18 protein-coding genes are annotated in these 22,977 nt (G+C 68.7%); 3 read left to right on the plus strand and 15 right to left on the minus strand.

What is annotated here, in order from left to right:
* Positions 1–62: 62 nt before the first annotated feature.
* The 5 genes from C5E05_RS06150 to C5E05_RS06170 form a co-directional block, all read right to left on the minus strand.
* On the minus strand, positions 63–1,883 hold the full coding sequence (locus tag C5E05_RS06150) for an ABC transporter ATP-binding protein (RefSeq protein WP_104341428.1): 1,821 nt from the start codon (positions 1,881–1,883) through the stop codon (positions 63–65).
* The gene (locus C5E05_RS06155) at positions 1,880–3,556 is read right to left on the minus strand and encodes an ABC transporter ATP-binding protein (RefSeq protein WP_181059417.1); all 1,677 of its coding nucleotides are present in this window, start codon (positions 3,554–3,556) and stop codon (positions 1,880–1,882) included. The genes C5E05_RS06150 and C5E05_RS06155 overlap by 4 nt, the downstream gene beginning before the upstream one ends.
* A 359-nt stretch (positions 3,557–3,915) precedes the next feature.
* Positions 3,916–4,800 (minus strand): succinate--CoA ligase subunit alpha, encoded by an 885-nt coding sequence (gene sucD / locus C5E05_RS06160; RefSeq protein ID WP_068479974.1) that lies wholly within the window; start codon positions 4,798–4,800, stop codon positions 3,916–3,918.
* A 32-nt stretch (positions 4,801–4,832) separates the two neighbouring features.
* The gene (gene sucC / locus C5E05_RS06165) at positions 4,833–6,002 is read right to left on the minus strand and encodes an ADP-forming succinate--CoA ligase subunit beta (RefSeq protein ID WP_104242588.1); all 1,170 of its coding nucleotides are present in this window, start codon (positions 6,000–6,002) and stop codon (positions 4,833–4,835) included.
* Between the two features lie 165 nt (positions 6,003–6,167).
* Positions 6,168–8,627, minus strand: coding sequence for an ATP-dependent helicase (locus tag C5E05_RS06170; RefSeq protein WP_104242799.1), 2,460 nt, complete (start codon positions 8,625–8,627; stop codon positions 6,168–6,170).
* 58 nt (positions 8,628–8,685) lie between these two features.
* Here C5E05_RS06170 and C5E05_RS06175 point away from each other — a divergent pair, with 58 nt between their 5' ends.
* A complete protein-coding gene (locus C5E05_RS06175; RefSeq protein WP_104242590.1) occupies positions 8,686–9,642 on the plus strand; it encodes an aldo/keto reductase in 957 nt (318 codons plus the stop codon).
* A 122-nt stretch (positions 9,643–9,764) separates the two neighbouring features.
* Here C5E05_RS06175 and C5E05_RS06180 read toward each other — a convergent pair whose 3' ends face one another.
* A complete protein-coding gene (locus C5E05_RS06180; RefSeq protein WP_104242592.1) occupies positions 9,765–10,790 on the minus strand; it encodes a glycerophosphodiester phosphodiesterase family protein in 1,026 nt (341 codons plus the stop codon).
* Positions 10,791–10,828: 38 nt separating this feature from the next.
* On the opposite strand from C5E05_RS06180, the gene C5E05_RS06185 reads away from it, so the two are divergent.
* A complete protein-coding gene (locus C5E05_RS06185) occupies positions 10,829–11,248 on the plus strand; it encodes a DUF3054 domain-containing protein (RefSeq protein WP_104307153.1) in 420 nt (139 codons plus the stop codon).
* A gap of 108 nt (positions 11,249–11,356) precedes the next feature.
* Complete coding sequence (locus tag C5E05_RS06190) at positions 11,357–12,235, plus strand: Bax inhibitor-1/YccA family protein (RefSeq protein WP_104307154.1); 879 nt, start codon at positions 11,357–11,359, stop codon at positions 12,233–12,235.
* A gap of 74 nt (positions 12,236–12,309) precedes the next feature.
* Here C5E05_RS06190 and C5E05_RS06195 read toward each other — a convergent pair whose 3' ends face one another.
* From C5E05_RS06195 to groES, 9 genes are all read right to left on the minus strand, one after another.
* Positions 12,310–13,200, minus strand: coding sequence for a hypothetical protein (locus tag C5E05_RS06195; protein ID WP_228496624.1), 891 nt, complete (start codon positions 13,198–13,200; stop codon positions 12,310–12,312).
* A 394-nt stretch (positions 13,201–13,594) separates the two neighbouring features.
* The gene (gene guaA, locus C5E05_RS06200; RefSeq protein WP_104242598.1) at positions 13,595–15,184 is read right to left on the minus strand and encodes a glutamine-hydrolyzing GMP synthase; all 1,590 of its coding nucleotides are present in this window, start codon (positions 15,182–15,184) and stop codon (positions 13,595–13,597) included.
* Between the two features lie 55 nt (positions 15,185–15,239).
* Entirely contained in the window at positions 15,240–15,779 is a 540-nt protein-coding gene (locus C5E05_RS06205) for a DUF3817 domain-containing protein (protein ID WP_104299417.1), read from the minus strand.
* Between the two features lie 5 nt (positions 15,780–15,784).
* Positions 15,785–16,735, minus strand: coding sequence for an SURF1 family protein (locus C5E05_RS06210; protein WP_104341430.1), 951 nt, complete (start codon positions 16,733–16,735; stop codon positions 15,785–15,787).
* A complete protein-coding gene (locus tag C5E05_RS06215; protein WP_104242604.1) occupies positions 16,735–18,579 on the minus strand; it encodes a glycerol-3-phosphate dehydrogenase/oxidase in 1,845 nt (614 codons plus the stop codon). Before C5E05_RS06215 ends, C5E05_RS06210 begins: the two co-directional genes overlap by 1 nt.
* Positions 18,580–18,668: 89 nt before the next feature.
* The gene (locus C5E05_RS06220) at positions 18,669–19,793 is read right to left on the minus strand and encodes a GuaB3 family IMP dehydrogenase-related protein (protein ID WP_104299419.1); all 1,125 of its coding nucleotides are present in this window, start codon (positions 19,791–19,793) and stop codon (positions 18,669–18,671) included.
* 81 nt (positions 19,794–19,874) lie between these two features.
* On the minus strand, positions 19,875–21,380 hold the full coding sequence (gene guaB, locus C5E05_RS06225; RefSeq protein ID WP_104242608.1) for an IMP dehydrogenase: 1,506 nt from the start codon (positions 21,378–21,380) through the stop codon (positions 19,875–19,877).
* 117 nt (positions 21,381–21,497) lie between these two features.
* Positions 21,498–22,436, minus strand: a complete 939-nt coding sequence (gene rarD / locus C5E05_RS06230; RefSeq protein WP_258063883.1) for an EamA family transporter RarD — start codon at positions 22,434–22,436, stop codon at positions 21,498–21,500.
* Positions 22,437–22,569: 133 nt separating this feature from the next.
* Positions 22,570–22,863: a co-chaperone GroES gene (groES, locus tag C5E05_RS06235; protein ID WP_068479200.1), complete on the minus strand. Its 294-nt coding sequence runs from the start codon at positions 22,861–22,863 to the stop codon at positions 22,570–22,572.
* Positions 22,864–22,977: the final 114 nt, after the last annotated feature.

Genomic DNA, 22,977 nt, shown 5'->3' on the forward strand with positions numbered 1-22,977 from the left:
CCCGCATCCTCGCGCTGACAGCAGTCAGGTGCTTCCTGCCGCGCGCTTCGGCGGCGCGGAGGTCAGCGCTCGAGGAGCTGCTGGAACGGGCCTCCCGCGGCACGGAGACCGTCGGGCGCCCCCTCCTCCACGACCCGACCTGCGTCGAGCACGATGACCCGATCGGTGTCGTCGAGCGTGTCGAGCCGGTGGCTGATCTCGAGGATGCTGCGCTGCCCTGCCCACTCAGCGAGGCGCGCGCGGACGGTGCGCTCGGTGGCACCGTCGAGCGCGCTCGTCGCCTCGTCGAGCACAAGCACTTCAGGGTTCGCCAGCACGGCGCGTGCGATCGCGACGCGCTGCCGCTGCCCGCCAGACAGTCCGCCGCCGCGCTCCCGCACCGGGGTGTCGAGCCCCTTCGGCTGCTCGCGCACCCACTCGTCGAGGGCCGCGACGCGCAGAGCCTTGAGTATCTCGTCGTCACTCGCGTCAGGTCGGGCGAGCGCCACGTTCTCCCCTACCGTGCCGTCGCTCAGGTACGGACGCTGTGGCACGAGTGCGATCCGGGTGCGCAGCTCGTCGAGCGGGATGCGCTGCAGGGGTCGCGGAGCACCGTAACGACTGCCGGCCAGCGACACCGACCCGAGATCCGGGTCCCAGAAGCGGAGGGCGAGCGACGCGATCGTGGACTTGCCGCTGCCGGACGGCCCCACCACGGTGAGGTGCTCGCCCGCGCGCAGCTCGAAGGAGACCCGATCGAGCACCGTCCTCGGTGCAGCGGAGGTCGAGCCGCCATTGACCGGGTACGCGAACGTCACGCCCTCGAAGGCGAGCGCCACCGGATTCGGCTGGGGTTCATCGACGTCGGTTCGAGCGGGCTGGACTTTCGACGCATTGTCGGCGAGCGCCTCCGTCACCAAGGGCGGCCGCTCGATGACCTCGTAGAGGCGAGCGGCGCTCGCGAACGACGCGTTGAGGTCGGTCACGAAGCTCTCGACGGCGCGGGTCGGCACGAAGAGCCCGACGGCGACCGCGAGCGCGACGAGCAGCTGCTCGTAGCCGAGGCTCCCGGTCACGACGCCAGTGCCCCCGACGAGCAGCACCGCGAGCACTGAGGCCCATTGGAGCAGCACGACCAGTCCACCGCGGAGCGCGGCGACGCGGGAGGCGAACGCGGAGGCGCGAGCCCCCGACTCACCGCGCGCATCCATGTCCGCGAGGCGAGCCTCGGCGTGCTCGAAGGCGAGCACCTCGCGCACGCCCTGGACGGAGTCGCTGACGTGCTGGGCGACGACGCCCTTCGCGGCGACGGTCTCCTGCGAGGCGCGCCAGCCTGCTCGACCCCCGATCAGTGGGATGACCAGCACGACCAAGGCGACGAACGGCGCGATGGCGAGGGCCAGCGCCGCGCCCTGAGTGGTGCCGAGCCAGATGAGCGCGGTGACGGGGACAGCAACGGCCGAGATCGCCGGTGGAGCCGTGTGCGCGAAGAACACCTCGACACGGTCGATATCGCGCGTGCCGCGTTCGCTCAGCTCGCCGCTGCCCGCGCCCTCGGTCGCGGCGGGAGCCTGCGGCGCGAGCCTGGCGTAGAACAGGTTCCGGAGACGCGCGAGGGCGGCGAAGGCCACGAAGTGGCCGCTGAATTGCTCGAGGTAGCGCAGGACGGCCTTGCCGAGCGCGAGCGCGACCATCGTCCAGATCGTGCCGGCAAGCGACAGCACCCCGGAGACGCCGAGCATCGCGACGACCAAGATGGCGATGCCAGCGAGCTGGCCGACGATCCGCAGCACGGTCGCGAGGGCCAGCGGCCAGAGCAGCGGCGCCGTCTGGCGCAGCAGCCAGGTGACGAGCTGGGGCCTGGTGGGCTGGCGAGTGTCGAGCGCAGTGGATGCGGCGGTCATCGTCGCGCTCCCCTTCCGTGTGGGTGGCCAGGGTGCTGCGGTGGCCCCGAGGGGGAACCGTCGGCGGCCGCAGAATGACTCGATGCGGTCGCTGTCGCTGTCGCTGTCGCCTCGAGCGTGACGACCCTGTCGGCTGCCAGGATGCTGGTCGGCCGGTGCGAGACCATGACCACCGTTCGCCCCTCGGCCAGCTTCGCGAGCGCACGCGTGATGAGGCGCTCCGAGCGCAGGTCGACCTGCGCGGTCGGCTCATCGAGGAGCAGCACGCTCGCATCGCGCAGGAACGCCCGGGCGATGGCGACGCGCTGCGCCTGCCCGCCCGAGATCGAGAGACCGCTCTCGCCGACCTGCGTCGCGAGGCCGTCCGGGGACCGCTCGAGGTCTTCGCCGAGTTCCGCCGCGGCGAGGGCAGCCCACAGCTCGTCGTCGCTGGCATCGGGCTTCGCGACTCGGAGGTTGTCGGCGACGGTGCCGGTGAAGAGGAACGTGGTCTGCTCGACGACGGCGAGCGCGGCCCGCGCCGGTGAGCTGCCTGCTGGCTCTCCCCCGACGAGCACGATGCCCTCACGAGGTGCGAGGAGCCCTTGGGCCAGGGTCAGGAGCGTCGACTTGCCCGAACCGCTCGGGCCGGTGATGACGACGCGCTCCCCGGGCTCGATGCGCAGCGAGTACTCCGAGAGCACCGCCTGCCCTCGCTCGTAGCCTGCGGTGACGCCGCGCAGCTCGAGCGCGGCCACCCCGCCTGATCCGGCGGGAGCCGGTGCCGCGCTGTCGGACACGGGCCGAGCGGCGACCGCGGCGCTCAGCTCCCGCTCAGCGTTGCGACCCGTCATGCCGATGTAGAAGAACTGGCCGACGATGTCGACGGGCCCCGTCAGCAGGGTCGAGAGCAGCACCAGGGCCGCGGCCTGACCCGGCGTGATGGCACCGTCCCCGAGTCGCCAGACGGCAAGACCCGCCGCGCCCGTGATCATGGCGAGCGAGAAGACGGCGTCGACCGCCAGGATGAGCACCTGGTTGCCGGCGAGCAGCCGCATGACCCGGCGCCTGTTCTGCTCACCTCGCTCGCGCAGGTCCTCACCCGTCCGCGCGGCGGCTCGGTTGAGGGTCAGGGTCGTGAGGCCTTGGATGGCGCTGAGGAAAGCCGCCGAGAGCTGACCCGCGCTGCGCCGGTACGCGCCAGTCGATGAACGGAACGCGCGCTGGACCCCGATGATGATGAGCGGGATGAGCGGCACGAGCAGCAGCAGGAGGCCAGCGGTGAGCGGGTCGATGGCGACGGCGATGACCGCCAGCACGAGGAGCGGCGTCGTGAGCGACGCGATGATCGGCCCGAGGAATCCAGCCCGGTAGGCGGATGCCCGGTCGATCGAGGCGGTGGCCGTGCTGACGAGGGAGCCAGTGCGTTCCCGGCCGAGGGCCAGCGGCCCGACGGCGAAGAGCTGGCCGACAAGAAGCCGGCGCAGAGCACGTTCGGTCGAGTTCTTGCTGCGCTGGACCAGGACCGTCGAGACCGCGGCGGCAGCGGCGGTCGCCACGACCAGAGCGCCCATGAGGATGACGCTGCTCGCGTTCGGCACCTCCCCCGCGAGGATGCCGTCGAGTGCTCCTCCGACGAGCAGCAGGACTCCGGCCAGGGCCAGGGCCTGCAGCCAGCCGAGTGCCAGGGGCACTGCGATCCTCGCCCTCGGGGTCGCACCGACGACGCGCGCGTCGAGCGGAACCGCGGCAGCCGGATGGCCGCCAGGGCGGCCGCCAGGGTGTCCACCGGAGTGGGCCGCGGGACGCCCTCCGGGCTTCGAGCCCGGCTGCGCGCCGGGGTGAGAGTTCTGTCGTGCTGGGGCCGACTCGGGTCGAGTCACGGGCATCCTGTCTCAGATCTCGGTACGGCGACCGCTCGGCGGTGCCAGGTTCACGTGCCCGCCGCGAGAGGGGGATCATCGCGTCGGTGAGACGAATGGGCTGCAGCCCGTGTCTCCACGGGGCTGCAGCCCACTTCGTCGTGTGCAGAGCCGTGCTCCGCGGCTGCTCGCTAGAGCGCTGCGTAGACCTCGCGGAGGAGGTTGGCGGTCTCGGTGGGCGTCGTGCCGACGCGGACGCCTGCAGCCTCGAGGGCCTCCTTCTTGGCCTGCGCGGTACCAGCGGACCCGGTGACGATCGCGCCCGCGTGTCCCATGGTCTTGCCCTCAGGGGCGGTGAAGCCGGCGACGTAGCCCACGACGGGCTTGGTCACGTGCGCCTTGATGTACTCGGCGGCACGCTCTTCGGCGTCTCCGCCGATCTCGCCGATCATGACGATCGCCTTCGTGTCGGGGTCGGCCTCGAACGCCTCGAGGGCGTCGATGTGCGTCGTGCCGATGACGGGGTCGCCGCCGATGCCGATCGCGGTCGAGATGCCGAGGTCGCGGAGCTCGTACATCATCTGGTACGTGAGCGTGCCCGACTTGGAGACGAGGCCGATGGGGCCGGCGCCCGTGATGTTCGCGGGCGTGATGCCGGCGAGCGACTTCTCCGGGGAGATGATGCCTGGGCAGTTCGGGCCGATGAGGCGCGTCTTGCCGACGCTCTGCGCGTGCGACCAGGCTTCGGAGGAGTCCTTGACCGGGATGCCCTCGGTGATCGCGACGGCAAGCGGGATCTCGGCGTCGATGGCTTCGATGATGGCGTCCTTGGCGAAGGCCGGCGGCACGAAGATGACGGTGACGTTCGCGCCGGTGGCCTCGATGGCCTCCTTCACGGTGCCGAAGATCGGGAGTTCCTTGCCCGCGAGCTCGAGCGTCTGCCCGGCCTTGCGGGGGTTGGTGCCTCCGACGATGTTGGAGCCGGCCTCGAGCATGCGCGTGGCGTGCTTCGAGCCCTCAGAGCCGGTGATGCCCTGAACGATGATCTTGGAGTTCTCGTCGAGGAAGATCGACATTGTTGTTCCTTCTCTGCTTTTCTTCGGGCGACTCAGGCGCGGGCGGCGAGTTCGGCGGCCTTGTCGGCTGCCTCGTCCATGGTGGCGACGACGGTCACGAGGGGGTGGTTCGCCTCGGCGAGGATGCGACGACCCTCTTCGACGTTGTTGCCGTCGATGCGGACGACGATCTGCTTCGTGGCCGAGTCGCCGAGCGTGTTGAGCGCGCCCACGATGCCGTTGGCGACGGCGTCGCAGGAGGTGATGCCGCCGAAGACGTTCACGAAGACCGACTTGACCTGCTCGTCGCCGAGGATGACGTCGAGACCAGCGGCCATGACCTCGGCGGATGCTCCGCCTCCGATGTCGAGGAAGTTGGCGGGCTTCTGTCCGCCGTGCTTCTCGCCTGCGCCGGCGACGACGTCGAGCGTCGACATGACGAGGCCAGCGCCGTTTCCGATGATGCCGACGGAGCCGTCGAGCTTCACGTAGTTGAGGTCGTGGGCCTTCGCCTTGACCTCGAGCGGGTCGAGTCCGCCTGCTGCCTCGGCGAGCGCGACGTGGTCGGCGTGACGGAACTCGGCGTTCTCGTCGATCGTGACCTTGCCGTCGAGAGCGACGATGTCGCCGCCCTTGGTGAGGACAAGCGGGTTGACCTCGACGAGCGTCGCGTCTTCCTGGTTGTACACCTCGTAGAGCTTGACGAAGACGTCAGCGACCTTGGCGACGAGCTCTTCCGGGAAGTTCGCGGCGCGCGCGATCTCCTCGGCCTTGGCTGCGTCGATGCCGCGGATCGGGTCGACGGCCACGCGAGCGAGCGCCTCTGGCTTCTCGACGGCGAGCTGCTCGATCTCCATGCCACCCTCGACGCTCGCCATGGCGAGGTACGAGCGGTTGGCGCGGTCGAGGAGCACGGAGAAGTAGAACTCCTGGTCGATGTCCGCGCCCTGCGCGATCATGACCTTCTCGACGATGTGGCCCTTGATGTCGAGGCCCAGGATGGCCTCGGCTGCGGTGAACGCCTCGTCGGGGGTCTTGGCGAGCTTGACGCCGCCAGCCTTGCCGCGGCCTCCGACCTTGACCTGTGCCTTGACGACGGTGACGCCGCCGATCTTCTCGGCTGCGGCCTTCGCCTCCTCGGGCGTGTAGGCCACGAGTCCCTGGAGAACTGGAACACCGTGGGCGTCGAATACATCTCGCGCCTGGTACTCAAAGAGATCCACGTTTCATCCCATCCGCGACGCGTCGTCGCGTTCGTTCGCCCGAGCCTTCGGATTCTCGCGCTCGAGCCTTCAGAATTTGCAGAGCGGACCGCATCGCCGGCAGGCAGTGTGTGCCCGCCGCCCGGCAAAACACGTCCGTCGTCCAGCCTAGTGCCAGCGGGGGCCTCAGTTGCCCAGCTTCTCGATCGGAGCGAGTTTCACGAGCAGCTTCTTGCGGCCGGCGCTGTCGAAGTCGACTTCAGCGATTCGCTTCGCCTCGCTGCCGAGGATCGCGCGCACGGTGCCCTCACCGAAGTCGACATGCGTGATGCGGTCGCCGGCGACGAGCTCCATGCCGCTGTTGTCGCGCATCTGTCCGGTGACCTCGTTGATCCACTTCTGCTTCGGCTTGGCCTTCGGGGCGGTCTCGCGACCCGCGTCGGAGTCGCGGAAGCGCACGGCGCTGGAGAAGCCCGCACTGCCGGCGTCGGCGGCGCTGCGCCCGTAGCCGCCCGCGGTCCCGTACCCCTCGCTGCCGAGCGGCTTGCGAGCGGAGGCCACCGATCGCTGCTCGAAGCCGCCCCTGCCTGCGGCGGATCCCGGCGAGACCCTCCATTCGATGAGCTCGGACGGAATCTCCTGGAGGTAGCGGCTCGGCAGCGCGGCTGCCGTCTCACCGAACTGCGAGCGCATCATGGCGAGGGAGAGGTGCAGGCGCTTGCGCGCACGCGTGATGCCGACGTAGAAGAGGCGTCGCTCCTCAGCCGGACCGCCTGGCTCGTCTGCGGCGATGCGGTGGGGCAGCAGCTCCTCCTCGACTCCCGTGATGAAGACCGAGTCGTACTCGAGCCCCTTCGCGGTGTGGAGCGTCATGAGCACGACGGCCCCGGACTCGTCGATGAGGTCGTCGGCGGCTGCGACGAGGGCGACGTCGGTGAGGAAGTCGATGACGGAGCCGCCCGCGTTGTTCTTGTCGAACTCGGCGGCCACCGAGATGAGCTCCTCGACGTTCTCGGCGCGGGCCTCGTCTTGAGGGTTGCCGGTCTGCAGGAGCTTCTCGAGGTAGCCGGTGCCCTTGACGATGGTCTTCAGCGTCTGGCTCACCGTCTTGCGTCCGGTCGGCGCGTCGATGTCGAGGCCGGCGGTCGCGTCGTCGAGCAGCTTGGCGAGCTGCGCGATGGCACCCGTGACCTTCGGCCCGAGCCCGAGCTCGCCCGCGCGGCGCATGGCGTCGCGGAACGTGATGTCGTACCGGTTCGCGAAGTCCCAGATCGCGGTCTCCGTCGCCGGTCCGATCGACCGCTTCGGGGAGTTCAGGATGCGCCTCGTCGACATCTCGTCGGCCGGGTTGACGAGGGCCGTGAGGTACGCGATGAGGTCCTTGATCTCGGCGCGCTCGTAGAACTTCGTGCCGCCGACGAGGCGGTAGGGCACGGCGGAGCGGATGAAGATCTCCTCGAGCGCGCGCGTCTGCGCGTTGGTGCGGTAGAAGACGGCCATGTCGTTGTAGCTCTGGCCGGCGTCGCGGAGCTTGTGGATCTCATCCGCGACGAACTGCGCCTCGTCGTGGGCGGAGAAGCCAGTGAAGCCGACGATCTTCGCCCCCTCGCCTCCGTCGGACCACAGCTTCTTGTCGACGCGGTCGAAGTTGTTGCGGATGACCGCGTTGGCGGCCGAGAGGATGTTCTGCGTGGAGCGGTAGTTCTGCTCGAGGAGCACCACCTTCGCGTCGGAGAAGTCGCGCTCGAACTCGCTGATGTTGCGGATGTCCGCGCCGCGGAAGGCGTAGATCGACTGGTCGGAGTCGCCGACGACCGTGAGCGAGGCCCCAGGGATGCCGCCGTTCGCGTCGAGTTCCATGCGGGTGTCGTGCGGCACGTGCTGCGGCTCCACCGAGCGCGTGAGCTCACGGATGAGCGAGTACTGGGCGTGGTTCGTGTCCTGGTACTCGTCGACCAGCACGTGGCGGAACCGGCGCTGGTACTGGGCCGCGACGTCGGGGAAGGCGCGGAGCATCCACACCGTCTGCGAGATGAGGTCGTCGAAGTCGAAGGCGTTGGCGCGACGCAGCGACTGGGTGTACTGCCGGTAGATGTCGAGGAACATCGCGTCGCGTGGGTCGCTCATGTTGGCTTGGCGGGCGAAGCCGTCGACATCGGTGAGCTCGTTCTTCAGCTTCGAGATGCGCGACTGCACGCTCGACACGGTGAAGCCGAGCACGTCGGCCTCGAGGGCCTTCACGATGCGCTTGATGAGGGCCTTCGAGTCGGCCGAGTCGTAGATCGTGAAGCTCGTCGTGAAGCCGAACTTGTCGGCCTCCCGGCGCAGGATGCGCACGCAGGCCGAGTGGAACGTGGAGATCCACATGCCATCCGCCGCACCTCCTACGATGTGCTGGATTCGCTCGCGCATCTCGGCGGCGGCCTTGTTGGTGAAGGTGATCGCGAGGATCTGGCTCGGCCAGGCCTCACGGGAGGCGATGAGACCGGCGATGCGGTGGGTGAGCACCCGCGTCTTGCCGGAGCCCGCGCCCGCCACGATGAGCAGCGCGGGGCCGCGATAGGTGACGGCTTCCTTCTGTTGCGGATTGAGTCCGTCGAGGAGGTCGTTTTCAGAGGGATCGAAGACAGGTGGCAGTAGCGTCATGACTCGTTGATTGTAGGTGCGGCCACCGACATCGCGGAGGCCGCGGAAGGGAATCACCTTGACCACGCAGCTCTCCCCCGCCCGTCGCGCGCTCGGCGGGACGCTCTCCGTCTCTCCCGTCGCCCTCGGCGGCAACGTCTTCGGCTGGACGGCCGACCGCGACGAGTCGTTCGCGATCCTGGACGCCTACGTCGAGGCCGGCGGCAACTTCATCGATACCGCCGACGTCTACTCTGCCTGGGTTCCTGGCAACTCAGGCGCGGAATCCGAGACCATCATCGGCGAGTGGCTCCGCTCGCGCGGTCGCCCGGAGGATCTTGTCATCGCGACCAAGGTCGCGCAGTTCGCGAAGCGGCCGGGTCTCAGCGCCGACAACGTTCGCGCTGCCGTGGACGACAGCCTCGAGCGCCTCGGTGTCGAGCGGATCGACCTCTACTACGCGCACCGCGACGACCCGGAGACGCCCATCGCCGAGACCGCCGCCGTGTTCTCCGAGCTTGTCGACGCCGGCAAGATCACGGCCATCGGCGTCTCGAACTACTCGCCGCCTCGGCTGCGCGAGTGGCTCGCGGCGGTCGAGAGCGGTCGCCTGCACCAGCCGACGGCCCTGCAGCCCGAGTACAACCTCCTCGAGCGCGACATCGAAGGCGAGCTGCTGCCGCTGGCCCGCGAGGCCGGCATCGGCGTCGTCCCGTACTTCGCGCTGGCGCACGGCTTCCTGACCGGCAAGTACCGCAGGGACGTCGAGGTCGAGTCGGCCCGCGCGAGCTCCGTCGAGCAGTACCGGAACGACCACGGCTACGCGATCGCGGATGCGGTCGCCACCATCGCGAAGAGCCACGACACCCAGCCGGGCACCGTGGCGCTCGCGTGGCTCGCCGCTCAGCCCGGCGTCGTGGCGCCGATCGCAAGCGCGCGCACGGCCGCGCAGCTGCCGCTCATCACGGACGCCTTCACGCTCAAGCTCAGCGACGACGAGCTGAAGACGCTCGACAGGGTCTCCGCGAAGGCCTGACTCCCGACCCGAGCGCCAGAGAGGTGCGAGAGATGCAGGCTCCCCGCACCGGGAGCCTGCATCTCTCGCACCTCTGTCGTCTGGCACCTCTGTCGCCTGGCGCTTCTCTCGTCTGGGCTGCCTCACCGAGTCGGGTGGAGTTCGTCGATCAGCGCCCGGACACGACCGGGCGCATCCGCGAAGACCCCGTCGACGCCGGTCCGCAGGATGCCGCGCCAGTAGGCCTCCGGTCTGCCCGCGAGCGCGGGAGGCAGGAAGTGGTCCTCTGGCCGCAGCGTCCACGTGAACACCCGCAGGTCCCTCGCGTGGGCGCGGCCGACCAGGCTCAGCCCCGCTTCCGGATGCACCGCGCCTGCCTCATCCGCGATCCCGAGCAGCAGGTGGCTTGGGCTGATGCCGTCCGCCCACTCCGCGACCGCATCCAGCCCCCGGTCGGTGAGATCGCTCGCGTAGTCGAGAGCCACAGCGCCGTCTCGGACCCGCCGGTCGTCGGGAACCCCCTCGCTGTCGATGAGATAGACGAGGGATGCCCCCTCGGCCACGCCGCGTCGCCGCACCTCGCGCAGCACCTCCCCTTCGAAGCTCTCGAGCACGAGGGCGTCGAGCACGGGCGAGCCCCAGAGACCGGCGAGCTCCCTGTCGAGGAGCTCGACGAGGTCGAAGCCGAGCGCACGGAACCAGCTCGCGTGCTTGAGCTCGATCACGAGGCGAGGCCGCTGGCCCGCGTTCGTCCGCCGCTCGGCGAGGAGCTCGACGAGCTCGCGGAGCCGGAGCATCGGCAGCTGCCCGTCGAACGCGGTGTTCGCAGGGCGGAGGCCCGGGATTCGCTCCACAGCGTTCAGCGTGCGCAGCTGCTCCCACGTGTAGTCGTGGGCGAACCAGTCGGTGACCGTGCCGTCCGGCGTCCACGCTCGCCGAGCGGGGCCGAACTCGGCGGCTCTCGCCCCGATGTCGGTGCTCTCGCCGAGCAGGGGCTCATGCCGCACGAGGAGCACCCCGTCGCGGGTCGGGACCACATCCGGCTCCAGCGCGTCGGCCCCCTGCCGCAGGGCCAGGAGGTAGCCGTCGATGGTGTGCTCAGGGAGATGGGCTGGAGCCCCTCTGTGGCCGATGAGGAGAGGCGAGGTCTGGTGAATGGGCGCGTTCACGCGCGCAGTATGTCGTACCCCGGCGTACCGTTGGTGTCATGCGGCGTACACGTTCGATCTATCGCGCTGGCGGCGGCTACGCGCTCCCACTCATCGTGGATCTCCTGCTCGTCGTGGTCTTCGCGGTCATCGGGCGCATGAGTCACTCCGAGGGGCTGTCCCTGGCCGGCATCGTGACCACGGGCTGGCCGTTCGTGCTCGCGCTCCTGGTCGGCTGGGTGCTCGTGACGCTGTTCAGGTGGAGGCCGTGGCGTCCGCTCCCGTCTGGAGCGTTCATCTGGGTCGTCACCGTCGGTGGCGGCATGCTGCTTCGCCTCCTCGTCGGAGACACGGCGGAGACGGCGTTCGTCGTGGTCGCATCGATCGTGCTCGGCGCGTTCCTGCTGCTCCCGCGCATCCTCCTCGGCACGGGTCGGGATGCAGGTGCGAGCGCACCTCGCTCGCCGAGTGTCCGCTGACGGCGCACAGCTCCAGGCTGGATTCACGAACTCTTTCGCTAGAATCCCGGCAACCCCGTCTACGGCGGGCATCTTGACCTTCGAGACAGAACGGACTCACGGACAGCCATGGCGAATTCCGCGCTAGAACGCAACCCTTACTTCAACGGGGAGGCACGCAGGCAGCACGGCCAACAGTTCGGCCAGGCGCCCACCGCTCCCCAATTCGGGAGGGCGCAGTCCGCGCCGACACACGGTCAGCAGCCTCCCGCGCCCCTCACGGCCGAGCAGCTGAACGCGCAGTTCCAGGCACCCCCTGCGAGCCCCGACCAGATGGACCGGATGTCCTACGAGGACACCATCGCCAAGACCGCGGGCCTCTTCGGCATCGTGCTCGTCGCGGCAGCGGTCGCGTGGTTCGTCCCCCTGCTGATGATCATCGGCGCCATCGGCGCCCTGGTGCTCTCGCTGGTGCTGGCGTTCCAGCGCGAGCCGAAGACCGGCCTCATCTTCGCCTTCGCGGCGGCTGAGGGCCTCCTGGTCGGCGGGCTCTCCTCGATCCTCGAGCAGCTGTACCCGGGCATCGCCATGCAGGCCGTCCTCGCGACGTTCTCCGTGGTCGCCGTGACGCTCGTGCTGTTCCGCTTCGGCAAGGTCCGCACCTCGCCCCGTATGACGAAGATCGTGCTCGTCGCCATGCTCGGCTACGCGCTCTTCTCGCTCATCAACTTCGGCATGATGATGTTCGGCTTCCAGAGCGCTGCCGGCCCCTGGGGCATGCGCTCCATGGAGGTCTTCGGCATCCCGCTCGGCGTCATCCTCGGCATCTTCGCTGTCCTCATGGGCGCGTACATGCTGGTCATGGACTTCGAGCTCATCAAGAACGGCGTCGAAGGCGGAGCTCCCCGCAAGTACGGCTGGATCGGTGCCTACAGCCTCGTCTCGACCGTCGTCTTCATCTACGTCGAGATCATCCGCGTCCTCGCGATCCTGCGCGGCAACAACTAGCGCAGCACGTCGTCGAAACACAGAATGGCCGCTCCTTCCGGAGCGGCCATTCTGTCGTTCGGGCGGGCTTGCGGCTACCGCCGCGCAGGCAGCGTCCGGTCGTCGATCCCCGCTTCCGGGTCGATGTCGAGGAGGTAGAGCTCGTCCTCGGAGACGAGACGATTGCGCACGGCGTAGTCGACGAGGCGAGCGCGCCGGTTGGTCGCGTACGAGCGTGCCCCTCCCCGGAGCCCCTCGACGCCGACGCGGTCGAGCTTCTCGCAGACATTGTCGAGCTTGCGGTTGAAGGCGGTGACGGTCCAGCCGAGCCGCTCAGCTGCTCGGGCGCTCGTGGGGATGTCGCCGAGCCCCTTCTCACCTCGAAGCAGCACCGATTCGCAGAGGGCGAGGAGCAGGAGCCGCTGCGCGGGCGTCAGCGCGATGTGGCTGGCCTCGCGTCCTGGAGCCTCCACCGTGGAGCCGGAGCCTGCGGGAAGGTCCATGTAGACAGGTGAGACCGCGTGGATCTTCACCTCGTAGTGGCGCTCGCCCGCCGAGAAGTGGATGCTCGTGCGCTCGAAGACGACCGGGATCCGCCCGCCAGGGAGGAGCCTGGCCTGCACTCGCCCAGAGCCGTCGACGACGCTGAGCGTCATCCTCGTGCCGATGTTGGCCACGAACCAGAGCCCGTCCTTCGCGGCGATGCGCAGGAGCTTGCGGTGCAGGAACGGGTTGGCGTCGAGCCGGATGTCGGCGTCGCGACCGATCTCGATGTGCTCCCCGGGCATGACGGAGACCCACTGACCCTGGTACTCGACGGAGACACCGTGATCGGGATTCACCTCTGCGAGCTGATTCGCGGCGTCCTGGAGGAGCGCGTGGTCCACGAGGTGGCCGGACGGCAGCTCCTCTCGTGGCAGGGATGGGAGCACGCCCGTCTCTGCCGGTACCTGGGGGTGCGGATCGGTGGGGAATCGTGGCGCCATGTCGCGAACTCTCTGAACTGAAGGGGAACTTGCCAGTCGTGAATTACCCCAACCATGCCACTACCCAACGACCTTGGCCAGCAACATCTTTCGCCGTGGAGTGTGCCTTTTCACGAGCGTGGAGCCGAAAAATCCCGATTCGAAAATCCGGAATCGACCACCGAAAAACCGAAAACCTTTCGTCTACTCCGTTTTTGACCTCTACTACCAGGCATTTATGTCCGGGCACAATTGCCCGGAGGTTTTTCACCCCGCGTATCGCCCTCGGAGGGTCACCATCGTGGGCTCGACGAACGCCGCCACAAAAGTGCGCAGATCTCTCACCAGATGGCACAAAATGAACGAACGGGGATGCACATGGTGCATCCCCGTCCGCCTCAGCCCTCGTCGAGAGCTACTCCCACTCGATGGTCCCCGGCGGCTTCGACGTCACGTCGAGCACAACCCGGTTCACGTCGTCGACCTCGTTCGTGATGCGGTTCGAGATGCGGGCCAGCAGGTCGTACGGCAGGCGGGTCCAGTCGGCCGTCATGGCGTCCTCGCTCGACACGGGACGCAGCACGATCGGGTGACCGTAGGTGCGGCCATCACCCTGCACGCCCACCGAGCGGACATCGGCGAGCAGGACGACCGGGCACTGCCAGATCTCCGTGTCGAGGCCCGCGGCCGTCAGCTCCTGACGTACGATCGCGTCGGCTTCGCGGAGCAGGTCGAGCCGCTCCTGGGTGACCTCGCCGATGATCCTGATGCCGAGGCCAGGGCCAGGGAATGGCTGACGTGCGACGATCGGCTCGGGAACACCGAGCTCGCGGCCGACCGCACGCACCTCGTCCTTGAACAGCGTGCGCAGCGGCTCGACGAGCTCGAACTGCATGTCCTCGGGGAGGCCGCCGACGTTGTGGTGGCTCTTGATGTTCGCGGTTCCGGTGCCGCCGCCCGACTCGACCACGTCGGGGTACAGGGTTCCCTGGACGAGGAAGCGGATGCGCTCCCCCGATTCCTGGGCCTCCTTGATGAGGTCGACCTCTGCCTGCTCGAAGCTGCGGATGAACTCACGCCCGATGGCCTTGCGCTTCGCCTCGGGATCCGTGATGCCCGCGAGCGCCGTGAGGAACTGCTCTCGCGCATCCACGGTCACGAGGCGCACGCCGATCGCATCGACGAAGTCCTCCTCGACCTGGCGGCGCTCGTCCTGACGGAGAAGGCCGTGGTCGACGAAGACGCACGTGAGCTGGCTGCCGACGGCCTTGTACACGAGGGCGGCTGCGACTGCCGAGTCGACACCGCCGGACAGTCCGCAGATGACCTTGGCGTCGCCGACCTGCTCGCGGATGCGCGCGACCTGCTCGTCGATGACCGAGGCGGGCGTCCAGTCGCTCGGGATGCCAGCCGCACGGTGCAGGAATCCCTCGATGAGTGCCTGGCCGTGCTCAGAGTGCAGCACCTCGGGGTGCCATTGCACGCCATAGAGCCCTCGCTCGGTGTTCTGGAAGGCCGCGACAGGCGTGTCCTCGGTCGTCGCGAGCACCGTGAAGCCCTCGGGGGCGCGCGCCACCGAGTCACCGTGGCTCATCCAGACGGTCTGGTCGCCCGGCTGGCCGTCGAGGAGCGTCGAAGCTCCGGCCTCGAGCTTGACCGCCGTCGAGCCGTACTCGCGACGGCCAGTCTTCGCGACCTCGCCGCCGAGCTGCGTCGCCATGACCTGGAATCCGTAGCAGATGCCCAGCGTCGGAACGCCGAGCTCGAGGATGCCGGAGTCGAGGGAGGGCGCCTCCTCCGCGTACACGCTGGAGGGGCCGCCGGAGAGGATGATGCCGACGGGGTTCTTCTCGGCGACCTCTTCTGCCGAGATCGTGTGCGGCACGATCTCCGAGTAGACGCTCGCCTCGCGGACACGCCGCGCGATGAGCTGCGCGTACTGCGCGCCGAAATCGACGACGAGCACTGGGCGCTGGTCTGTGGCCTGCTGGTCGGTGGTTGCCATGGACACCTTTCGGGTGGTGCGGAGAGAACTCGGTGCGACTGCGGTGGTGTGGGGGCTACTTCGTGCGGCGCTGGTGCTCGGCGAGCGACTGCTGCACATCGGCGTCGAGCTGTTCGCGTTCTGCCTCGCTCAGGCTCGCCTCGAACGCACGCAGCTGCTGCTCCTCGCCGGCTTCGGCGAGTCGCTGCTCTTCGCGGAGCACGAGGTCGCGCTTCGCCCGGCGCGACATGAACCACTCCGTGATGAACGACAGGAACGGGACGATGCCGCCGGCAGCCATGGCGATCAGCCACACGATGGGCCAGCGCATCTGCTGCCACAGCACATACGAGGCGATGAGGTACACGACGTAGAACCAGCCGTGGACGATGAGCACCCAGAGGCTCAGGTTGAGCGCCGTCGTCGTGTCCTCCTGGACCAGCGCGATGACCCCGAACGGGCCGAACGCCTCGACCTCGAGGTGGAAGACGTACTTGAGGAACATCTCGACGCACAGCAGCAGGAGGAGGATGCCGGTCACGTAGGCCGTCACCTGATAGAAGCGGAGCGCCCGTCGGAAACCGGGGTTGGCAGTCAGGAGGGCGTCGTGAGGCATGACCTCTAGTCTAGGCGAACGGCCTCGCGCTTCGTTCGCTCGTCCAGCATGGCCTTCAGCCGGTCGCGCCTGAGCTGCTCGGCCAGCACACTGGGAGCCTCGGCGGCCTCACGTCGCTCCTTCTCGTATTCGTCCCGAGCGAGGCGCCACCACATGAAGATCGCGAACCCCGCGAAGAGCACCCACTCGATGGCGTAGAAGATGTTCAGCCAGTTCAGCTGCGGGGCCTCGAGCGCCTGCGGCGTGATCGCGTCGAGCGGGGCGGCACTCGCGGACTCCCCGAGGACAGCCTGCATCGACGCCTCGTCGAGGCTCACGTAGATGCCGTAGTTCTGGGCCGCCGGTTCCACCCAGCGGTTGATGAGGTGCGTCGGGGCCATGGAGATGAGCGCCTGCGCGTCTTCGCCGCGATTCACCTGCGGCGCCTGGCCGTACTCGAGTCTGCCGGAGAGCGGAAGCTCTGCGCCTCGCCCCGAGCCCTGCAGCGCCGTGACGAGCTCTCGAGCGGAGGCCTCGTCCTCGGTCCACCCGAGCGCGACGGCGAGACCCGGTGCGACAGCGGCATCCGAGGATGCGCCGGCCTCGTCGTCGGTGACGGCGACGTGCCCGATCACCCAGTAGCCGAGCAGTTCGCCCTGGAGACGATCGGCGACGACATCGAAGTCGCGCGCGTCCACAGTGCCCTCGAACGTCACCTGACGCCCGACGGCGGCATCGGCCACCCGCTCCTGGGGCTGAGCCAGCTCACCGAGGCCGACGGGAGGCTGCGTGGCCTCCTCGGCGACGGTGCGACCGTGCTCCAGCGACAGGAACGCGGACTCCAGCTGCCAGCGCCCGAGCCACGCGAAGATCGACGCGACGACGAGGGCGAGCGCAAGGACACCCAGCCACTTGGGGCGTACAAGCACTCGACCCATCGACGGCGGCGCGGCCTGGGCGCGGACAGCTGCGGACATTACGACTTCTGAGCGTCCTTCGACTCCGCCTTGACGGTTGCCGCCTCGACGTCGACGGTCTCGTCGACCTCGATCATCGGCAGCGACGGGGCCGTGCCGAACGGCGTGTTGTCGCCGGCGTGACCCAGCACGGAGTCGATGTCAGGCGCCTCGAGGCGGATGCGGTCCGCCGACTCGTCGTCGGGCTGCTCCTGGCTCGCGAGCTCCGCTGCGACGCGCTCGACGTAGGTGTCGATCTCGCGCTGCGTGCGCTCCTCGTCCCAGCCGAGAGCTTCCGCCATGAGCCGCGCGGCGACGGGCGCGGCCGAGATGCCGCGGTCCCACGCCTCGATCGAGATGCGCGTGCGTCGCGCGAGCACGTCGTCGAGGTGCAGGGCACCCTCGTGCGTCGCGGCGTACGTGATCTCCGCCTGCAGGTAGTCGTCGGCACCCGGCATCGGCTCGGCCAGCTGCGGGTTCTGGCGGATGAGGTCGAGGATCTCGTCCGTCAGGGTTCCGTAGCGGTTGAGGAGATGCTCGATGCGCACGCGGTGGAGGCCGAAGGCGCGGGCGATCTTGCCGCGGCGGTTCCAGGCGGCCTTGTAGCCGACGGCGCCGAGCAGCGGGATGTCCTTCGTCGTGGAGGCGGGGATCTTGCCGTCGAGGGCGTCGGCCGCGGCGTCGATGGCGTCCTGCGCCATGATGCGGTAGGTCGTGTACTTGCCGCCGGCGATGAGCACGAGGCCCGGCACCGAGTGCGCCACCATGTGCTCGCGCGAGAGCTTCGACGTCTCCTCCGACTCGCCGGAGAGCAGCGGGCGGAGCCCGGCGTACACGCCCTCGACATCGGCACGCGTGAGCTTCACCGCGAGGACCTCGTTGACGTGCTCGAGGATGTAGTCGATATCGGCGGCCGTCGCCGCCGGGTGCGCCTTGTCGAGCTTCCAGTCGGTGTCGGTCGTGCCGATGATCCAGTGACGGCCGTTCGGGATGACGAAGAGCACGCTCTTCTCCGTGCGCAGCAGGAGCCCTGACGCGGACTGGAACCGGTCGCGTGGGACGACGAGGTGCACGCCCTTGGACGCGCGGACGCGGAACGACGCGCGCTCGCCGACCATCTTGTTCGTGTCATCGGTCCACACGCCGGTCGCGTTGACGACCTGCTTGGCGCGGATCTCGAACCGCTCGCCGGTCTCGAGGTCGACGACCTGCGCGCCGACGACGCGCTGTCCGACCTTCAGGAAGCCCTCGACGCGCACTCGCGGAGCGACGTGCGCCCCGTAGAACGATGCGGTGCGGGCGAGAACGGCGACGAAGCGAGCGTCGTCGACGCCGGCGTCGTAGTACGTGAGACCGCCGGAGAAGGCGTTCTTGGAGAGCCCAGGCGACATCTTCGCGACCTGGCCGCGGGTGTAGTGGCGGTGCATCGGCACACCGGGACGCACCTCGCCGGTCTTCGCGAAGAGGTCGTACATGAGCATCCCGGCCCCGATGTAGAACCGCTCGAGCGGGTTCTTCAGCGGGTAGAGGAAGCGGATGGGCTTGACCAGGTGCGGCGCGAGGCGCTGCAGCAGCAGCCCGCGCTCGAGGAGCGCCTCGCGCACGAGCCCGAAGTCCATCTGCTCGAGGTAGCGGATGCCACCGTGGATGAGCTTCGACGAGCGGCTGGACGTGCCGGACGCGAAGTCCCGCGCCTCGACCATGCCGACGCTCAGGCCGCGCGTGACGGCGTCGAGCGCCGCACCTGCGCCGACCACGCCGCCACCGACGACGAGCACGTCGAGGTTCTTGGTCTTGAGGGACTCGATAGCCGCCGCGCGTTCCTGGGGGCCGAGCTTGTCGCTTCGAGAGACGCTGTTCGCCATAACCTGCTCCTCGTTCTCAGTTGCTGCTTGTGGGGGAAGTCTGGACGCTCAACCTTCGGCCAAGCCGTCAGGCGGCTCAGTCGTCCTGATCAGGCGGTCGGCGTGTAGGGCGCGACGACCATCTCGGCTCGCTGGAACTCTTTGAGCCCCGAGTAGCCGGTCGTCGCCATCGAGTGGCGGAGCGCGCCGGTGAGGTTCGAGATGCCGTCGGCGCTCTCGGCGGGGCCGGCGACGATCTCCGCCATGGGCGCGACCTGGCCGACCTGCACGCGGTTGCCGCGCGGGAGCTTCTCGTGGCGTGCCTCGGCACCCCAGTGCCAGCCGCGACCCGGAGCGTCGGTGGCACGCGCGAGCGCGGCACCGATCATGACGGCGTCCGCGCCTGATGCGATGGCCTTCACGAGGTCGCCGGAGGTGCCGATGCCGCCGTCGGCGATGACGTGCACGTAGCGTCCGCCGGACTCGTCGAGGTAGTCGCGGCGCGCGCCAGCGACGTCGGCGATGGCCGTCGCCATGGGTGCGTGGATGCCGAGCACCCGACGGGTGGTCGAGGCCGCTCCCCCGCCGAAGCCGACGAGCACTCCAGCGGCACCGGTGCGCATGAGGTGCAGCGCTGCCGTGTAGGTCGCCGCACCGCCGACGATGACGGGAACGTCGAGCTCATAGATGAACTGCTTGAGGTTGAGCGGCTCCTGGTTGCGAGACACGTGCTCTGCAGAGACGGTCGTGCCGCGGATGACGAACAGGTCGGTGCCGGCCTCGAGCACATCGTCCATGAACTGCTGCGTGCGCTGCGGGGAGAGTGCGCCGGCGGCCGGCACTCCGGCCTCGCGGATCTGCTGCAGGCGCTCCTTGATGAGCGTGCCCTTGACCGGCTCCCGGTAGATCTCCTGCAGCTTGGCCGTCGCCTGCTTCGCCGGCAGATCAGCGATCTGCGCGAGCAGCGGGGCCGGGTCGTCGTAGCGAGTCCACAGGCCCTCGAGGTCGAGCACGCCGAGGCCGCCGAGCTTGCCGAAGCCGATCGCGGTCTCGGGCGACATCACCGAGTCCATAGGGGCTGCGATGAGCGGGATATCGAACGTGAATGCGTCGATCTTCCACGTGATGGACACGTCCTCCGGGTCACGGGTTCGCCGCGATGGCACGATGGCCACATCGTCGAAGGAGTACACGCGGCGGGCTCGCTTTGCGCGGCCGATCTCGATCTCAGTCACCTGCCTAGCCTAGCCCTCCGCGGTGCTCGCTGCTGCGGCGCGGCGGCGGGGAGACCCCGACCCGCCGCGCCGATCAGGCTGCTAGCGACGGTAGTTGGGGGCTTCCGAGACCATCTGCACATCGTGCGGGTGGGACTCCTTCAGCCCTGCCGGGGTGATCCGCACGAAGCGGCCCTTCTCCTTGAGCTCGGCGACGGTGCGAGCGCCGACGTAGAACATCGACTGGCGCAGGCCGCCTGTGAGCTGGAACACCGACTGGCGGATCGAGCCGCGGTACGCGACCTTGCCCTCGATCCCCTCGGCGATGAGCTCGTCATCGCTCGGCACGTCCGCCTGGAAGTAGCGGTCCTTCGAGTACGAGGTGCGCTCGCCGCGCGACTGCAGGGCGCCGAGAGATCCCATGCCGCGGTAGCTCTTGAACTGCTTGCCGTTGACGAAGATGAGGTCGCCCGGCGACTCGTCGGTGCCCGCGAGCAGCGATCCGACCATGACTGCGGATGCGCCGGCGACAAGCGCCTTCGCGATCTCGCCCGAGTACTGCAGGCCGCCGTCCGCGATGACCGGCACGCCAGCCGGGGTCGCGGCGAGCGACGCCTCGTAGACGGCCGTGATCTGGGGGACGCCGACTCCCGCGACGATGCGCGTCGTGCAGATGGAGCCAGGACCGACGCCGACCTTGACGGCGTCAGCACCCGCATCCACGAGCGCCTGGGCGCCCTCGCGGGTCGCGACGTTGCCGCCGACGACCTGCACGTGGCCCATGACCGGGTCGCTCTTGAGGCGGCGGATCATGTCGAGCACGCCGGCCGACTGGCCGTTCGCCGTGTCGACGACGAGGACGTCGACACCGGCAGCCACGAGGCGCTCCGCGCGCTCCCAGCCGTCGCCGAAGAAGCCGATCGCCGCGCCCACGCGCAGGCGCCCGGCGTCGTCCTTCGTCGCGTTCGGGTACTTGTCGCTCTTGTCGAAGTCCTTCACCGTGATGAGGCCGGCGAGCTTGCCCTCGTCGTCGATGAGCGGCAGCTTCTCGATGCGGTGCTTGCCGAGGAGCTTGTAGGCGTCGTCACCGGAGATCCCGACGGGACCGGTCACGAGGCCCTCGCCCGTCATGACCTCGTGCACGCGGGTCGTGCGCTTCTCCGACTCGGGAACGAAGCGCATGTCCCGGTTGGAGATGATGCCGACGAGCTTGCCCGTCTCCTCGTCGACGACCGGCAGGCCGGAGACGCGGTACTGCCCGCAGATCTCATCGACCTCCGCGACCGTCGCGTTGGGAGTCGTCGTCACCGGATTCGTCACCATGCCGGACTCGGAGCGCTTCACGCGATCGACCATCTCGACCTGGTCGTCGATCGACAGGTTGCGGTGCAGGATGCCCATGCCACCCTGGCGCGCCATGGCGATCGCCATGCGGGCCTCCGTGACCGTGTCCATCGCCGCCGAGACGAGCGGGACGCGCAGGGTGATGCCGCGCGTCAGCCGTGTCGTCGTGTCGACCTCAGACGGGATGACGTCGGTGTGCCCGGGAAGCAGCAGCACATCGTCGTAGGTCAATCCGGTGAAGCCAAAGGGGTCCGACTCGGTCATTACGCTCCAGGAGGTATCTGGGATGCGCCGTTCGGCGGCATCCTCGTGCATCGGGAAACAGCTCAGTGGTGATGGAACAGCGAGGACCCCGGACGCATTCCCGGGACCCTCAGCTCATCAGCCTCGTGTCGGTGGACCGAGTTCGTCCGCGACCGAGGGAATCTTGGCGCCAAGTCTAGCCGTGCGCACGAGGTCGATCGTGAAGAGGATGAGGGCGACCCAGACGATCGCGAACCCGATCCAGCGCTCGAGCGGCATGGGCTCCGAGAAGACCGCCACGGCGAGCACGAACTGCAGGATCGGCGCGATGTACTGCATGAGTCCGAGCTCGATGAGGCGCAGCCTCCTGGCGGCCGCCGCGAACAGCAGGAGCGGCACGCTCGTGACGACGCCCGCGAAGAGCAGGACGCCCGTGTTGACCGCCGACACGGAGCCGAAGGTGATGCCGCCGCCGAAGAGCACCGTCCAGAGCAGGCAGATCGCGCCGATGGGCATGATGAGCGTCGTCTCGACCGCCAGTCCGGAGAGCGCATCCGCCTGGACCCCCACCCGCTTCTTCACGAGCCCATACAGCCCGAAGGTCATGGCGACGCCCAGGCCGAGCCACGGGATGCGGCCGTAGCCGAGCGAGATCACGAGCACGGCGAGGAGAGAGAGCCCGACGGCGACCCACTGCAGGGGCCTGAGCTTCTCGCGGAGGAAGACCAGCCCGAGCGCGACGGACACGATCGGGTTGAGGAAGTAGCCGAGCGCGGCGTCGAGAGTGTGGCCTGTCGCGACCGCCTGCACGTAGAACAGCCAGTTCGCCGACACCAGGACCCCGGCGATGCCGAGGCCGAGCACGACCCGCTTCTTCGAGATGAGCTCCCGGAACGGACGCCAGGCCCGCATGACGAGCACGCCGAGCAGGCAGAACACGACGCTCAGGATGATGCGCCACGCGATGAGCTCCACGGGCGTCGTGGGAGCGGTCGCCACGACGTAGAGGGGCATGAAGCCCCAGAGCGCGTACGCGCTGAACGCCAGCCAGAGGCCGGACCGAGGAGATTCCGTCACCTCGAGATCGTACGCCCGACGTCGGGCCCCTGGAACACGAATGGCGCCCGACCCCGAGGGGTGGGCGCCATGCGCGATGCTGCTCCTGCAGATGAGACCGCCCGAACCGGCTCGGCCTCAGAAGGTCAGGAGACTAGACGATCTTCGCGAGGATGTCGCGAGCGGAGAGCACAAGGAGCTCCTCGCCGCCGTACTTGACCTCGGTTCCGCCGTACTTGGAGTAGATGACCTTGTCGCCGACCACGAGGTCGAGCGGCACGCGGTTTCCGTTGTCATCGATGCGGCCGGGGCCGACTGCGACGACTTCGCCCTCCTGGGGCTTCTCCTTGGCGGTGTCCGGAATCACAAGACCCGAAGCCGTGGTCTGCTCGGCTTCGACCTGCTTGATGACGATGCGATCCTCGAGCGGCTGAATGTTCACCGACACGGTTGACCTCTTTCTCAGCGATAGGAAGTTCAGAATTAGCACCCTCCCCATGAGAGTGCTAACTCAGAGTGTAGGGGCCAGGCGGCGACGACTGCAACGCGGCGACGTCTCGTG

It is taken from the genome of Pseudoclavibacter sp. AY1H1 (assembly GCF_002931055.1).
GTDB lineage: Bacteria > Actinomycetota > Actinomycetes > Actinomycetales > Microbacteriaceae > Pseudoclavibacter.

Coding starts and splice junctions, on each gene's coding strand:
- C5E05_RS06150 (WP_104341428.1), bottom strand. CDS start 1,883: ATGACCGCCGCATCCACTGCGCTCGACACTCGCCAGCCCACCAGGCCC.
- sucD (WP_068479974.1), bottom strand. CDS start 4,800: ATGTCGATCTTCCTCGACGAGAACTCCAAGATCATCGTTCAGGGCATC.
- C5E05_RS06170 (WP_104242799.1), bottom strand. CDS start 8,627: ATGACGCTACTGCCACCTGTCTTCGATCCCTCTGAAAACGACCTCCTC.
- C5E05_RS06185 (WP_104307153.1), top strand. CDS start 10,829: ATGCGGCGTACACGTTCGATCTATCGCGCTGGCGGCGGCTACGCGCTC.
- C5E05_RS06190 (WP_104307154.1), top strand. CDS start 11,357: ATGGCGAATTCCGCGCTAGAACGCAACCCTTACTTCAACGGGGAGGCA.
- C5E05_RS06195 (WP_228496624.1), bottom strand. CDS start 13,200: ATGGCGCCACGATTCCCCACCGATCCGCACCCCCAGGTACCGGCAGAG.
- guaA (WP_104242598.1), bottom strand. CDS start 15,184: ATGGCAACCACCGACCAGCAGGCCACAGACCAGCGCCCAGTGCTCGTC.
- C5E05_RS06205 (WP_104299417.1), bottom strand. CDS start 15,779: ATGCCTCACGACGCCCTCCTGACTGCCAACCCCGGTTTCCGACGGGCG.
- C5E05_RS06210 (WP_104341430.1), bottom strand. CDS start 16,735: ATGTCCGCAGCTGTCCGCGCCCAGGCCGCGCCGCCGTCGATGGGTCGA.
- C5E05_RS06215 (WP_104242604.1), bottom strand. CDS start 18,579: ATGGCGAACAGCGTCTCTCGAAGCGACAAGCTCGGCCCCCAGGAACGC.
- guaB (WP_104242608.1), bottom strand. CDS start 21,380: ATGACCGAGTCGGACCCCTTTGGCTTCACCGGATTGACCTACGACGAT.